Below are 13,494 nucleotides of genomic sequence, written 5' to 3' on the forward strand. Positions count from 1 at the left end.
CTATTCCTCATCCTTTTTAGGATACTGAAAGAGATGTACATCGCGTTGCGGGAATGGAATTGTAATCCCATTTTCTCTAAATTCTTTGTCAATTCTAAAACGCATTTCACTCTTAATTTTAGGATCAACGAAACTATCCCTAACGATAAAATAAATTGAAAAATCCAGAGATGAATCTCCAAAATCCTCAAAAAGAACAAAAGGTTGCGGTGATTTTAATACTCCGCGCTGCTCTGATGCTACTTTTAAGAGAATGTCACGCACTAATTCTGTATCACTACCATACGCCACTCCCACAGAAACATTTTCCCGAGTTTGCTTATGATTTTGAGTATAGTTAAATATAGTGTCACTTATAAATTTATGGTTTGGGATTATGATAATTTTATCATCTCTGGTCAATGCACGTGTTGTTCGTAATTTAATGTCTAATACACGTCCAACCTTTCCATCCTCTAACTCAATTATGTCACCAACCAATAAAGACTTATCCAAGATGATAAAAATGCCACCAATAACATCTTGAAAAAGTTCTTGCAGTGCTAATCCCAGTCCTAACAATAAACCTGCAGATGCTGCTAAAACGACTGTTACATTAACGCCGGCGATATTTAGCGTAATAAGAAATACCGCAATGTAAACCACATAGTTGATGAACTTGAACAAGCTGATAAACTTGTGCTTATCTTCTTCAACCATTTTGCGAGTGACCAGTCCCCGCACCCATTTTAAAAAGAAATTGGTTACGATTAAGGATATTACAAGAAGCAATAGAAGTCCTATAGTGAGATCAACCTGTTTATCTCCTTCACCAAGATGCAATCCCAGGTCTAAAAACTTTTTTATACTACCCCATATATCCTGTTCAATAACTTCGCCTACTTTTTCCAATCCCTCTTGTACCATACTTTGTTCTACGGCAGTGGTATCAACAGTAGAAATTGAGTCTTCGCTAATAGTTACGTTTTTTTGCGTTTGTAATGAATCTTGGATCATACTAATACTTTAGCCATTTATAAAGTTCTTTGTAAGAAGGCTTTTTTCCATACATCAAAATTCCTACGCGATAAATTTTAGCCGCAAACCAAACTACACCAAAAATTGTAATGATCAAAATTGATATAGATAATAGTATTTCCCATAAGGCAACGCCAAATGGTATGCGCATTAACATAACAACAGGAGACGTAAGCGGTATGAATGAAAAAATGGTCGAAACTGTACCGTGCGGATTCTCCACTACACTAAAGAATCCTACATAGATTCCCAAAATTAAAGGAATTAATACCGGAAGCATAAACTGCTGGGTATCAGTTTCATTATCTACTGCTGCTCCAATTGCCGCATATATGCTACTGTATAAAAAGAACCCACAAAAAAAGTAAATAAAGAAAGTAATGAATAGTGTAGTAAGCGGAAGTCTCGCAATGTCTGCAAAAACAAGCTCTATTTTTGATTGAGCGATAGCTTCCTCAACAACCTGCTGCTGCGGACTTTGTCCCTGGATGTCTATTCCCAGTACCGCGGAGCTCACAAATAATAAGATTAGTATCAAGATCGCCCAAATGGCAAATTGCGTTAATCCGGCTAAACTTGTTCCCAATACTTTACCCATCATGAGCTGGACAGGTTTGACCGAAGAAATAATAATTTCTATTATGCGATTAGTCTTTTCTTCTATGACACTGCGCATCACCATGTTTCCATAAATGATAATAAACATAAAGAGAAGATATCCCGCTGCAGCACCAAAACCCATTTTAATATATCCTGAAAGCTTTGAGGTTTTCTCTCCAGAAAAAGTTTCAATAATAAGATCAACGTTAGTTTGAGAGGACTCAATTTTTGAAAGATCGACACCGCTTTCAATAAGTTGTTGATTGGTAAGTTCATTCCCTATAGCCCGCTCTATTTTGTTTAAAATAGAGGCATTGGGAGTTTCGTCTACAAAAAATTCTATTTTCCCGGCGAGACGTTTTTCTAATGAATCTCTGGGAATATAGAGTAATGCGTAATATTCACTTTCTCGTACGGTATTCTTAGCATCTTCTAATTCTATGTTAGATAAATCAATGTAACGCACCTCATCAGTCTCTTCCAAAAAAACATAAAATCTGTCATTTTCATCATAGACCGCAACTACTTTTTGATCCCCTTTATTGAGATTACTTAAAAATGCAATCAACATGATCATACCCACAAAAATTAGCGGACTCACAAAAGTCATCACCACAAAAGTTCTGTTTCTAACTCTGGCCTTAAATTCTCTTTTTATAATGAGCGGAAGTTTATTCATGATTGGTTACACTTTGAATAAATATATCATTTACACTAGGAATCACTTCTTTAAAATGATTTATCCTTCCTCTGGATGATACTTCGTTTAACAATTGATTGGTCGATTGATGTTCCTTAAGTTTTACCTGCAACTTTACATCGTCATAAATACTCTTAAAATATGCAGGCTCTACTTCATAATTAGCAGCAAGTTGTTCGTTAAAGTACTCTTTATCTTGTGCTTCAATTCCCAATTCAAACGTATTAGATTTAAAATTTCGCTTAATTTGAGAAAGTTCGCCGTCTAGAATTTTATTGGACTGATGAATCAAAGCAATATTATCGCATAACTCTTCTACACTTTCCATGCGGTGTGTGGAGAAAACAATGGTTGCCCCTTTATCTCTTAGAGCTAGAATCTCATCTTTAATTAAATTCGCATTTACGGGATCAAATCCACTAAATGGCTCATCAAAGATCAATAAGCTAGGCTCATGAAGAACAGTAACGATGAACTGTACTTTTTGAGCCATTCCTTTAGAGAGTTCTTGGATTTTTTTATTCCACCAATCGCATATTTCCAATCGTTCAAACCATTCATTGAGTTTTCTTTTAGCCTCAAGTTTTGATAACCCCTTTAATTGAGCTAGATAGAGTGCCTGCTCACCAACTTTCATGGATTTATATAATCCCCGTTCTTCTGGCAAGTATCCAATATGAGCAATATGCTTTTGTTGTAAAGCTTCACCGTTAAATGTTATACTGCCTTTATCTGGCATTGTGATTTGATTGATGATGCGAATGAAAGTGGTTTTTCCTGCTCCGTTTGGGCCCAAAAGTCCAAAAATACTTCCCTTAGGAATCTCCAGTGATAGATTATTAAGTGCTGTGTAATTTCCGTAGGTTTTACAAACATCACGAGCAACCAAAAGATTTGACATATAGTGATAGTAGATTAAGGCTTAAAGATAACTATCTCTGGCAAACGGGATATATTTTAGCTTCTTTTTCTGCTAGGATCAATAAAATCTCTACTCTTTTTTGGGGAGGTCGGATTTCACTTAGGGCAGAGAAATGTATTTCATTTTTTGCACGGTTAATAAAAGTTACGTTCTACCCCATAATCGACGGGGCTGGTTCAACCCCTATATGGAATTTGCTGTTCCAGCAGTTTTTAATGTTCACTAAATGTTAGATGAGACACCGTCGTTTGACGGGGTTAGTTCAACCTGAAATAACTGCTATCGCTTAGCTTGTAGTTATTGGGTTTCACTAAAAAACAAAACCCATCCTTGGAAAAACCAAGGATGGGAAAAAAATTGCTATGAAAAAGAAAATATCACTTTAAGTAAAAGTGATGATCAAATATAAACATTTTTTTAAATATTGTTTAATCTTTGATTAAAAAAAATCATCTTGTAATTATGAGAACATATCTTTTACTTTTTCAAAAAAGGACTTATCTCCTTTTTCAGGTTTAGGAGAAAAATGATCATCTTTTTCCATACGTTCAAAAAATTCTTTTTGTTCTTTTGAAAGTGTTTTAGGTGTCCAAACATTTACATGCACCAATAAATCTCCTTTTCCGTAACCGTTGATACTTGGAATACCTTTTCCGCGCAAGCGTAAAATTTTTCCACTTTGTACACCGGGTTCTATTTTGATGCGCACTTTACCGGTGACTGTATCAATTTCTTTTGAGGTTCCTAATACAGCTTCTGAAAAACTCACATATAAATCATAATGCAAGTTATCTCCTTCACGCTGCAGGTATTCATGATCTTTTTCTTCGATCATGACCAGTAAATCACCTGAAACTCCGTTACCGGGTGCCTCATTCCCCTTTCCTGAAACTTTTAATTGCATCCCATCTACTACACCAGCAGGAATTTTAATGGAAACTGTTTCTTCTTCAACCTTTAATCCCTGGCTATCAGCATCAGCAGGTTTTTTATCTAAAATCTGTCCTGCACCACTACAGGTTGAACAAGTCGTTGCGGTTTGCATTCTCCCTAAAATCGTATTGGTGATTCGAGTAACTTGACCGGATCCATTACAAGTTGTACAGGTTTTGTATGTTACGCCCGCAGCCTGAACTTTACGTCTCACTTTGACTTTTTTCTCAACACCATTGGCAACTTCATCAAGGGTTAACTTTACGCGAATACGTAGGTTACTCCCTTTAACTCTGCGTTGACCGCCGCCGCTAAAACCTGAAAATCCAGAGAAACCTCCGCCGCCAAATCCACCACCAAAAATATCCCCAAATTGAGAGAAAATATCATCCATGTTCATACCGCCGCCATTGCCAAATCCACCACCTTCAAACGCTGCATGACCGTATTGATCGTAGCGTGCTTTTTTGTTTGGATCACTTAGCACTTCATATGCTTCTGCTGCTTTTTTGAAGTTTTCTTCTGCCTCCTTGTCATCAGGATTTTTATCTGGATGGTACTTGATCGCCATTTTGCGATAAGCCTTTTTAATCTCACCTGCAGATGCGCTTTTAGAAATTCCTAGTATTTCGTAATAATCTTGTTTCATTAGATGTTGTTAGTCGTTGATCAAAGGTTTACTGGCCTGTTACTACTTTAGGAAATCGTATAATCTTATCACCCAGCTTGTAGCCCTTCTCAACTACATCAATAATCTTACCCTTTAATTTTTTTGATGGAGCAGGAATTTGTGTTATAGCTTCATGTAATTCTGCATCAAAAGATTCACCTTCTTCTACCTCCATTTCAGTCAATCCTTTATTGGTAAGAATATTCTTAAATTTACTGTAAATTAATTCCACCCCGCTCAAGGCTTCCTTGTCTCCGCTTTTAGAAATTTCTTTAGCTGCACGGTCAAAATCGTCTAACACTGGCAACATAGCTTGAATAACCTCTTGATTTGCCGTTTTAAATAAATCTAATCGCTCTTTAGCTGTACGACGTTTATAGTTTTCAAATTCTGCAAAAAGACGTAAAAATTTATCTTTTTCTTTGGCTAACTCATTCTTTAGTTGCTCTTCTTTTGAAAGCTCCTCATGCACTTCGCTCTCTTGCTCATTTCCTTCATTTTGAACTTCTGCCGCGGCTTTATGCAATTCATTCTCTTCTTCTAAAGCGTGCTCTTTTTCACTCATGATAATTAAATTTTCTTCTAGAGGGCAAAAGTATTGCCAATAAATGAGAAATGTCAAAATGTCACATGTATATTTTTAATAAATATTTAAGACTGTCTCATCGCAGCAAAATTAATTTTGCATACTTAAACTAATCTATATATAAAATGAAAAAAGTATTTGTACATCTTTTTGTAGCCTCTTCTCTAATGTTAGGAGTAACAAGCTGTAAAGATGGGAATAAAGAAACAGAAACCAGTGCTGCCGAAGAAGTAGCTAAAGCTGAAGCTGCCGCCGTAGACTACACGGTAAATACAGACGAATCAATTATTAACTGGGTAGGGTCAAAACCGACCGAAGATCATACAGGCACCATAAAGCTTAAAGAAGGTCAAGTAAGCGTACAGGAAAATAAACTACAAAGCGGGATGTTTGTCGTTGATATGACTTCGATCAATGTCACTGATCTTGAAGGAGATGAAAAAGCATCTTTAGAAGGGCACTTAAAAGGATCAACTAAAGAAAAAGAAGATCATTTCTTTAACGTGTCTCAATATCCTACTGCTAAATTTGAGGTTACCGGTATTTCAGAAAATGACGGACAAAAAATGCTTTCGGGTAATTTAACTATGAAAGGAAAGACAAAGAATATCTCAATTCCTGTTACCACAACTTTTGACGGAAATAAAATGATGTTGACCAGTGATGAGTTTATGATCAACAGAACAGAATGGGGTGTAAACTACGCTTCAAAGTCTGTTTTTGATGATCTAAAAGACAATTTTGTCAATGATGACATCAAATTGAAAATTTCCCTTGTGGCCAATAAGGCATAAGAAAGAGACGTATATAAGTATAAGGACGAACCACTTCAACAGAAGTGGTTTTTTTTATTTTAGTAAATCTTGAAGTGCCTTGGTGATATTGGTATAATCAAATTCGAAACCTTCACTTTCAATTTTGTTACTGCTAATCAACTGGCTCTCCAGTACCACCGCAGACATCTCTCCCAACATCAGCTTTAACATAAAAGCGGGAACCTTAGGTAAAATAATAGGTTTTTCTAAAACAGAGGCTATTTCTTTTGTTAAGCGTTCATTCGTTACAGGGTTTGGAGATACACCATTAAATATTCCCGCAAAAGAATGCTGCGAAATATAAATAAAGAGACGTGATAAATCATTGATATGAATCCAGGACTGCCATTGCTTTCCGCTACCTAATGGAGCTCCCGCATAATATTTAACAGGTTGCATTAATTTTTGTAGCGCCCCGCCTTCTTTTGCCATGACTACTCCAATTCTAACTTTTGCAACCTTTATTCCTACTTGCATAAATTTATCTACGGCCGATTCCCATTTTACAACTACTTTTCCCAAAAACGATGAATTTATCTCCTGCTCGGTCTCATCATATATTTTATGGAGCGAATCTGGGTAGTAACCAATAGCACTTGCCGAAACTACATGAGTGATTTCGTGATCGATATTTCCTAATACCTCAACCAACAGTCCTGTTGTTTGAACGCGGCTTTTAATGATAATATCTTTGTATGCATCTGTCCAGCGCTCTGCAATAGATGCGCCGACTAGATGAATGATAGAAGATACTCCATAGAAGCAATCTTCGTCAATCTCTCCTTGATAAGGATCCCAATAAAAACCTTTGTAATTATCAGCTTTTTCAAGTTTGGATTTACTGGTAGTGAGGTAATTTACGTTAATCCCCTTGCTGTGACAATCTTTGACAATTTGGGATCCAATTAATCCTGTAGCTCCTGTGATGAGTACCCGCATTTTTAATTTTCAAGGTACGCATATCTCTTTTTTTGCTACGTGTAATTAGGAGTGATTTAACGCGGTCACTAAGGTTTTGTCGCCCGTAGCATTTCTCGTTTACCGGGCGGACCGGGTAAGCGTTCCACCACAAATCCTACTGCTTGCATCGCTCTGCGTACACTACCTTTGGCTGCATAGGTTACCAGAACTCCGTTGGATTTTAATGCTGAAAACATTTTTCTGAAAATTTCTTCTGTCCAGGCTTCAGGATGAACACGGGCTCCAAAGGCATCAAAATAAACAATATCTACCGCTTTGGTAAGATCGACTTGTGTAAAGTCCTTTTGTTCTTTTCTTAAACTGAAAAGATTATTAATACGATGATCTTCTTCCCAAGAAACAGCATGCATAGTTAAAAATTGATCTGCATACGCTTCAGCATTTAACTGCGCTACATAATTGAGAGATGTAATTTCTTCGGCGGAGACCGGAAATGCATCAATACCCTTATAATGAATAGTAATCTGACGTTTTTGAGCTTCAAACAGCGTTATGAACGCATTTAGCCCGGTGCCAAAACCCATTTCAAGAACAGTGATGTTTTGTTGATCTGAAAATTTTTCGGCATAATGAAACAAACCCATTTTCAAAAAGACGTGATAGGCTTCCTGTATCGCACCATGTTTTGAATGGTATTGTTCATCCAACTCGGGCATATGGATGGTGGTAGAACCATCCTTAGTGATGAGAATTTCTCGTCTCAATCTACTTTGTTAGTAGTACCCCTTGAGCTAAAAATTTCTTTTCCATTTTAGGTGTTGTAATGGCAGCAATTTCTTCGGGGGATTTACCCGCATCTTCAGCATAGTGACGCAGCGTCTCAACATCGGTCTCTTCCCAATAAGCTACTCCGTTGATAATAGCGTCTTCACCAGCAATATCCTTGGGCATAAAAAACCCATAATCTTTAAAGCGAATCATCAAACTGTCTTCACCAACAGTAATCCAACAACCTTTTTTTTGACAAACCTCGTTCACGGTAGCTTTGAATTTTACGGTCGTTGAGTCTCCCTTTTGTAAATCTTCATACATGGTAGATACCTCTTTCATGCTTTTAAAATTTTTAGCATTGAATGACTCACCAAAAGACTCGTAATCAACCTGAGCAATTTCTTTCTCTTGATTTGAAGATGTTTTTTCGTTTTCAACTTTTTCGTTACAGGCTGAAAATAAAAGCACTACTATTAAAATTGAAATAATACGTTTCATACATTACGATTTTGACAAAATTTAAGTCAAAAATAGGGATTTTACAAGCATTTTATTTTGTCATTTATGTTATTTTTGCAGAAACTTCAAAAAACACGGTAAATGCACTACGAAAACGTTGTAGATTTAAAAGTCACACAGGTAGATCAATCCAGAATTGATCAAGTCGATTTTGACAACCTCATGTTTGGAAAAACGTGCAGTGACCACATGATGATCTGCGATTATGAAGATGGTGAATGGAAAACACCAGAAATCATTCCATATGGCCCTATGCTCATGGAACCTTCTGCTAAAGTTTTTCATTATGGTCAGGCAGTGTTTGAAGGTATGAAGTCCTACAAAGATGGGGATGGAAAAGTATGGCTCTTTAGACCACAGCAAAATTTTGAGCGTATCAATACGTCTGCAAAACGAATGGCGATTCCTGAATTCCCTAAGGAGTATTTCTTTTCGGCATTAGAAAAATTACTAAACCTGGATTACGAATGGATTAAGCCTGGGATTGGCAATTCACTTTACCTACGGCCTTTTGTTATTGCTACTGAGAATGGAGTATCTGCTTCTCCCTCTAATAAATATCGCTTTATGATCATCACGGCGCCTGCAAAAGCATATTACGAAGGCTCTGTAAAAGTTATTTTTGCTGAAGAATATAGCCGTTCGGCTGATGGTGGTGTAGGTTTTGCAAAGGCCGCGGGAAATTACGGTGCCCAGTTCTACCCTACTAATCTTGCTAAAGCTGAAGGTTTTGATCAAATTATATGGACAGATGCTGATACACATGAGTACCTGGAAGAAGCAGGTACCATGAACATCTTTTTTAGAATAGGAGACAGTTTAGTTACTGCGCCGACCAATGATCGTATTCTTGATGGCGTCACTAGAAAAAGTATCATCGCCCTAGCAGAAGAAAAAGGAATTGATGTACAGGTGAGAAGAGTATCTGTAAAAGAAATTAAAGATGCAGCACGCGCGGGTGAACTTAAAGAAATCTTTGGCGCAGGCACAGCTGCTGTGGTCGTTCCTGTTTCTGCCTTTAGACATGGTGGAGAAGATTTTGAATTACCACAACTGGAAAATTCTTATGCCAAGCAGCTTAAGGCAAATCTGCTGGATATTCAATATAACCGCGCTGAAGATCCCTTTGGCTGGAGGTATGAAGTCGAGATTGAGAAGTAATGGTGAGTGGTGAGTGGTGAGTGGTGAGTGAAATTATAAAAAGTTACACTTCAGACTTATTCGCTAATTGCCCACAGGCAGCATCGATATCCTTTCCTCTTGAGCGACGAACGGTAACCGTAATATTATTTTGTTCCAACATAGTTACGTACATATCAACCGCTGTGTTGCTTGCTTGCACGAATCTGCCCGCATCTGTAGGGTTGTATTCAATTAAATTCACTTTACTGGGTATCCCTTTACAAAAAGCAATTAGGGCTTGCACATCTTCTTTGCGATCATTGATACCTTTCCACACCACATATTCGAAGGTTACTATCTTTTTTGTCTTAGCGTACCAGTAATTCAGTGCCTCCTTTAGTTCTGTCAAAGGGAATCGCTTTGTAAATGGCATGATATCGTTGCGTATTTCTTCAATAGCAGAATGTAATGAAACGGCAAGATTAAATTTGACTTCTTCATCTGCCATTTTTTTAATCATTTTTGAGACTCCGCTGGTGGATACTGTGATTCTACGTGGTGACATTCCTAAACCTTCTGGTGATGTAATTTTGTCTATTGCCTTGAGGACATTATTGTAATTCATGAGGGGTTCGCCCATTCCCATAAATACAATATTAGAAAGTGGCATACCTTGATACAACCTGCTTTCACGATCAATTGCCACTACCTGATCGTAAATTTCATCTGGATTAAGATTTCGCATACGCTTTAAGGTTGAAGTGGCGCAAAACATACAATCTAAACTACAACCTACTTGTGAAGATACGCAAGCAGTTGTTCTGGTTGGTGTTGGGATCAATACAGATTCTACGGTTAATCCATCGTGAAGTTTGACAGCATTTTTAATCGTGCCGTCGCTACTGCGCTGCATTTGATCAACCCTAATGTGATTAATCACAAAATATTCATCAAGCATGGCGCGGGTCTCTTTAGAAAGATTGGTCATCTCCTCAAACGTATGTGCCCCTCTTTGCCACAACCATTCGTACACCTGGGTTCCTCTAAAAGCCTTATCGCCCTTTTCTACAAAAAATGTTTGGAGCTCTGGTTTGGTCAATCCGCGTATGTCTTTCTTGTCTATTTTCACAGTGCAAAAATACTGGGTTTAATTGGAGATACCTAAAATGAAAAATCCCGCTTGAAGCAGCGGGATTTTTTAAATTTATCAACTTCTTGATTATATAATCAACATAGCGTCACCGTAAGTGTAGAACCTATATTTTTCCTTAACGGCTTCAGCATAGGCCTTTTTCATTAAGTCATGACCCGCAAAGGCACTTGTCATCATCATGAGCGTTGACTTTGGCAAGTGAAAATTCGTTACCATACAATTCGCAATGCTAAAATCATATGGTGGAAAAATAAATTTGTTCGTCCACCCTCCAAATTCATTCAACGTATTGTCTGAACTTACAGAGCTTTCTAGTGTTCTCATTACAGTTGTTCCTACTGCGCAGATTCTGCGTTTTTCAGCAAGGGCTTTATTGATCGTTTTAACGGCTTTAGATTCAATGTAAGCTTCTTCACTGTCCATTTTGTGTTTAGAAAGGTCTTCTACCTCAACCGGGCTAAAGGTTCCTAGTCCAACGTGCAGGGTAACCTCAGCAAAGTCAATACCTTTAATTTCAAGACGCTTTAATAAATGTTTAGAAAAGTGAAGTCCTGCTGTTGGTGCAGCAACTGCGCCTTCTTCTTTGGCATAAATAGTTTGATAACGTTCCTGATCTTCGGGCTCTACCTCACGCTTGATGTATTTAGGTAGTGGTGTCTCTCCTAATTCTGAAAGTTTGTTTCTAAATTCCTCGTAAGATCCATCGTATAGAAAACGTAGTGTTCTCCCTCTTGATGTGGTGTTATCGATCACCTCGGCAACCAGACTTTCATCATCACCAAAATAAAGCTTGTTCCCAATTCTTATTTTTCTCGCCGGGTCCACAAGCACATCCCAAAGCTTAGTTTCAGGATTTAATTCTCTCAATAAAAAGACTTCAATACGTGCTCCGGTTTTTTCTTTATTTCCAAATAACCTGGCTGGAAACACCTTTGTATTATTGAGTACCATCACATCTTTCTCATCAAAATAATCAATGATATCTTTGAAAAGTTTATGTTCTATGCTACCCTCTTTACGATTGACAACCATGAGTCTGGATTCGTCACGATTTTCGCTGGGATATTCTGCTAAAAGTTCTTCAGGGAGGTCAAAGCCAAATTGAGATAATTTCACACGTATAGGTTTTAATTAAAAGATGGCAAATATACGATCTCAACATAGGGGTTGTCAAGTCTTTTAAGGTTTATCTCAAAATCAAAAGCTTTGAGAAATACTCTATACATAAAATAGCTTCCCTATTGCAGGTATTTGAAACTTAGTCGATCAAATTTTAACGCTATCTACTCATCTTCGGCATATTGAAAACCGAGTTTTTTAAGATCATTCCAAAAATCTGGATATGATTTTGAAACTACATTCGCATCGTTGATTTGAATTGGAATTTTTAATGCCATCGGAGCAAAAGCCATGGCCATACGGTGATCATTATAGGTTTCTATGGTAATATCTTTACGCAAATTACTAACGCGGTGAAGCGTAAGCTGATCTTTTGTTATATCTACAGCTGCACCTAATTTTTCCATTTCAGTTTTTAGCGCAACTAAACGATCCGTTTCTTTAATTTTTAAGGTGTGCAAGCCAGTAAGCCTGCATGAAATTCTCAGCCCCAGACAGGTCACAGCAATGGTTTGAGCGATATCTGGCGAATCCACCAAGTTTAATTGAATATCTACCTTGGCATTATTTCGCTGTAAGCGGAAGTCAGCTTTCTTTATAAGACGCACACGCTTATTCCTATAATCAAACGAAGTTTCTACTCCAAAATGCTTGTAATATATTGAAAGCACCGAATCTCCCTGAAGACTATCTGCTTTATAATTAGACAAAATGATATCTGCTGAAGATGATAAAGCAGCAATGCTGTAGAAATAGGAAGCCGAACTCCAATCTGATTCAATGATGAAGGTTTGACTCTCTATGGTGTTGGTGTGAGGAACAGTGATTTTATTTTCTATCAAATTTGCTTTTACGCCAATTTGCCGAAGTAATTTAAGTGTCATTTCAATATACGGCATACTGGTGATTTGCTGTAACAAGCTTATCTCTAATCCTTGCGGCAAAGATGGTGCTATAAGCATTAATGCGGTCACGTATTGACTACTTACATTTGCACTTAGCTCTACTTTTGACGTTGTGATGTTTTTACCTTTTATTTTTAGAGGGGGATAGCCCTCTTGTTCCAGATAACTGATATTAGCCCCTAAAGATCTTAGGGCGTCCACCAATATTTTGATAGGTCGCTCCTTCATTCTGGAGCTACCGGTAAGGATCACCTCTGTGCCCTCTTGTACCGCAAAATAAGCTGTTAAAAATCTCATCGCAGTACCAGCGTGATGGATGTCAATGACTGGTGACGAAGGCAATAGCGCTCTTTGCAGGACGTTCGCATCATCACTGTTAGAAATATTCTTTAACGACAAATTTTTAAACAGAGCACTTAAAATTAGTGCACGATTACTTTCGCTTTTAGAACCTGTTATTTCTAACGATCCTTGAGTATCCTTAGATTTTTGTATGATTTTTTTGAAACTCACTTTTTTTGATTGTTTCTAAGTCTAAGAAATGCCATGACCATTCCGTAGAAAAATCCCATTGCGGTATATACGCCAACGACTAAAGCCCAGTTTCCTGCCTTAATATTATCCACTAAACTGGACTGCCATCCCATCAAATCCATGATAAATGAAATCACTACAAATAAAGCCAAGAAACTTAATCCAAATTTCAAGGTAAGTTTCCAAAAGATCTTTGTCTTAAGCATC

At 37.5% G+C, this 13,494-nt stretch carries 14 protein-coding genes; 2 read left to right on the forward strand and 12 right to left on the reverse strand.

What is annotated here, in order from left to right:
- The 5 genes from ABD000_RS02190 to ABD000_RS02210 form a co-directional block, all read right to left on the reverse strand.
- Positions 1-906 carry a mechanosensitive ion channel family protein gene (locus tag ABD000_RS02190; protein ID WP_343764006.1) on the reverse strand — a complete coding sequence of 302 codons (906 nt, stop codon included), beginning with the start codon at positions 904-906 and terminating at the stop codon, positions 1-3.
- Between the two features lie 91 nt (positions 907-997).
- Complete coding sequence (locus tag ABD000_RS02195; protein WP_343763240.1) at positions 998-2,296, reverse strand: ABC transporter permease; 1,299 nt, start codon at positions 2,294-2,296, stop codon at positions 998-1,000.
- On the reverse strand, positions 2,289-3,218 hold the full coding sequence (locus tag ABD000_RS02200) for an ABC transporter ATP-binding protein (RefSeq protein WP_343763243.1): 930 nt from the start codon (positions 3,216-3,218) through the stop codon (positions 2,289-2,291). Before ABD000_RS02200 ends, ABD000_RS02195 begins: the two co-directional genes overlap by 8 nt.
- Positions 3,219-3,699: 481 nt before the next feature.
- The gene (dnaJ, locus tag ABD000_RS02205) at positions 3,700-4,821 is read right to left on the reverse strand and encodes a molecular chaperone DnaJ (protein WP_343763245.1); all 1,122 of its coding nucleotides are present in this window, start codon (positions 4,819-4,821) and stop codon (positions 3,700-3,702) included.
- A gap of 28 nt (positions 4,822-4,849) precedes the next feature.
- Positions 4,850-5,407 carry a nucleotide exchange factor GrpE gene (locus ABD000_RS02210; protein ID WP_343763247.1) on the reverse strand — a complete coding sequence of 186 codons (558 nt, stop codon included), beginning with the start codon at positions 5,405-5,407 and terminating at the stop codon, positions 4,850-4,852.
- Positions 5,408-5,553: 146 nt separating this feature from the next.
- Between ABD000_RS02210 and ABD000_RS02215 the strand changes: the two genes are divergently transcribed.
- On the forward strand, positions 5,554-6,222 hold the full coding sequence (locus ABD000_RS02215; RefSeq protein WP_343763249.1) for a YceI family protein: 669 nt from the start codon (positions 5,554-5,556) through the stop codon (positions 6,220-6,222).
- Positions 6,223-6,276: 54 nt separating this feature from the next.
- Here ABD000_RS02215 and ABD000_RS02220 read toward each other — a convergent pair whose 3' ends face one another.
- From ABD000_RS02220 to ABD000_RS02230, 3 genes are all read right to left on the reverse strand, one after another.
- Positions 6,277-7,182: a TIGR01777 family oxidoreductase gene (locus ABD000_RS02220; RefSeq protein ID WP_343763251.1), complete on the reverse strand. Its 906-nt coding sequence runs from the start codon at positions 7,180-7,182 to the stop codon at positions 6,277-6,279.
- Between the two features lie 68 nt (positions 7,183-7,250).
- Entirely contained in the window at positions 7,251-7,928 is a 678-nt protein-coding gene (gene mnmC2, locus ABD000_RS02225) for a tRNA (5-methylaminomethyl-2-thiouridine)(34)-methyltransferase MnmC2 (protein ID WP_343763254.1), read from the reverse strand.
- 1 nt (position 7,929) lies between these two features.
- Positions 7,930-8,433 (reverse strand): DUF4920 domain-containing protein, encoded by a 504-nt coding sequence (locus ABD000_RS02230; protein ID WP_343763256.1) that lies wholly within the window; start codon positions 8,431-8,433, stop codon positions 7,930-7,932.
- Positions 8,434-8,535: 102 nt separating this feature from the next.
- Here ABD000_RS02230 and ABD000_RS02235 point away from each other — a divergent pair, with 102 nt between their 5' ends.
- Positions 8,536-9,615, forward strand: coding sequence for a branched-chain amino acid aminotransferase (locus tag ABD000_RS02235; RefSeq protein WP_343763259.1), 1,080 nt, complete (start codon positions 8,536-8,538; stop codon positions 9,613-9,615).
- Between the two features lie 43 nt (positions 9,616-9,658).
- Here ABD000_RS02235 and rlmN read toward each other — a convergent pair whose 3' ends face one another.
- The 4 genes from rlmN to ABD000_RS02255 all read right to left on the reverse strand — a co-directional run bounded on the left by rlmN (position 9,659) and on the right by ABD000_RS02255 (position 13,493).
- Positions 9,659-10,705: a dual-specificity RNA methyltransferase RlmN gene (gene rlmN / locus ABD000_RS02240; RefSeq protein WP_343763261.1), complete on the reverse strand. Its 1,047-nt coding sequence runs from the start codon at positions 10,703-10,705 to the stop codon at positions 9,659-9,661.
- A gap of 90 nt (positions 10,706-10,795) precedes the next feature.
- Entirely contained in the window at positions 10,796-11,845 is a 1,050-nt protein-coding gene (gene queA, locus ABD000_RS02245) for a tRNA preQ1(34) S-adenosylmethionine ribosyltransferase-isomerase QueA (protein WP_343763263.1), read from the reverse strand.
- 167 nt (positions 11,846-12,012) lie between these two features.
- Entirely contained in the window at positions 12,013-13,266 is a 1,254-nt protein-coding gene (aroA, locus tag ABD000_RS02250) for a 3-phosphoshikimate 1-carboxyvinyltransferase (RefSeq protein WP_343763265.1), read from the reverse strand.
- On the reverse strand, positions 13,263-13,493 hold the full coding sequence (locus tag ABD000_RS02255; protein WP_343763267.1) for a hypothetical protein: 231 nt from the start codon (positions 13,491-13,493) through the stop codon (positions 13,263-13,265). The genes aroA and ABD000_RS02255 overlap by 4 nt, the downstream gene beginning before the upstream one ends.
- Position 13,494 lies beyond the last annotated feature (1 nt).

The organism is Gangjinia marincola (assembly GCF_039523415.1).
GTDB lineage: Bacteria > Bacteroidota > Bacteroidia > Flavobacteriales > Flavobacteriaceae > Gangjinia > Gangjinia marincola.

Bases quoted from the DNA above. Each gene is read 5' to 3' on its own strand.
- ABD000_RS02220 (WP_343763251.1), bottom strand. From the start codon at position 7,182: ATGCGGGTACTCATCACAGGAGCTACAGGATTAATTGGATCCCAAATT.
- ABD000_RS02210 (WP_343763247.1), bottom strand. From the start codon at position 5,407: ATGAGTGAAAAAGAGCACGCTTTAGAAGAAGAGAATGAATTGCATAAA.
- ABD000_RS02200 (WP_343763243.1), bottom strand. From the start codon at position 3,218: ATGTCAAATCTTTTGGTTGCTCGTGATGTTTGTAAAACCTACGGAAAT.
- ABD000_RS02255 (WP_343763267.1), bottom strand. From the start codon at position 13,493: ATGCTTAAGACAAAGATCTTTTGGAAACTTACCTTGAAATTTGGATTA.
- dnaJ (WP_343763245.1), bottom strand. From the start codon at position 4,821: ATGAAACAAGATTATTACGAAATACTAGGAATTTCTAAAAGCGCATCT.
- ABD000_RS02230 (WP_343763256.1), bottom strand. From the start codon at position 8,433: ATGAAACGTATTATTTCAATTTTAATAGTAGTGCTTTTATTTTCAGCC.
- ABD000_RS02190 (WP_343764006.1), bottom strand. From the start codon at position 906: ATGGTACAAGAGGGATTGGAAAAAGTAGGCGAAGTTATTGAACAGGAT.
- ABD000_RS02215 (WP_343763249.1), top strand. From the start codon at position 5,554: ATGAAAAAAGTATTTGTACATCTTTTTGTAGCCTCTTCTCTAATGTTA.
- ABD000_RS02195 (WP_343763240.1), bottom strand. From the start codon at position 2,296: ATGAATAAACTTCCGCTCATTATAAAAAGAGAATTTAAGGCCAGAGTT.
- ABD000_RS02235 (WP_343763259.1), top strand. From the start codon at position 8,536: ATGCACTACGAAAACGTTGTAGATTTAAAAGTCACACAGGTAGATCAA.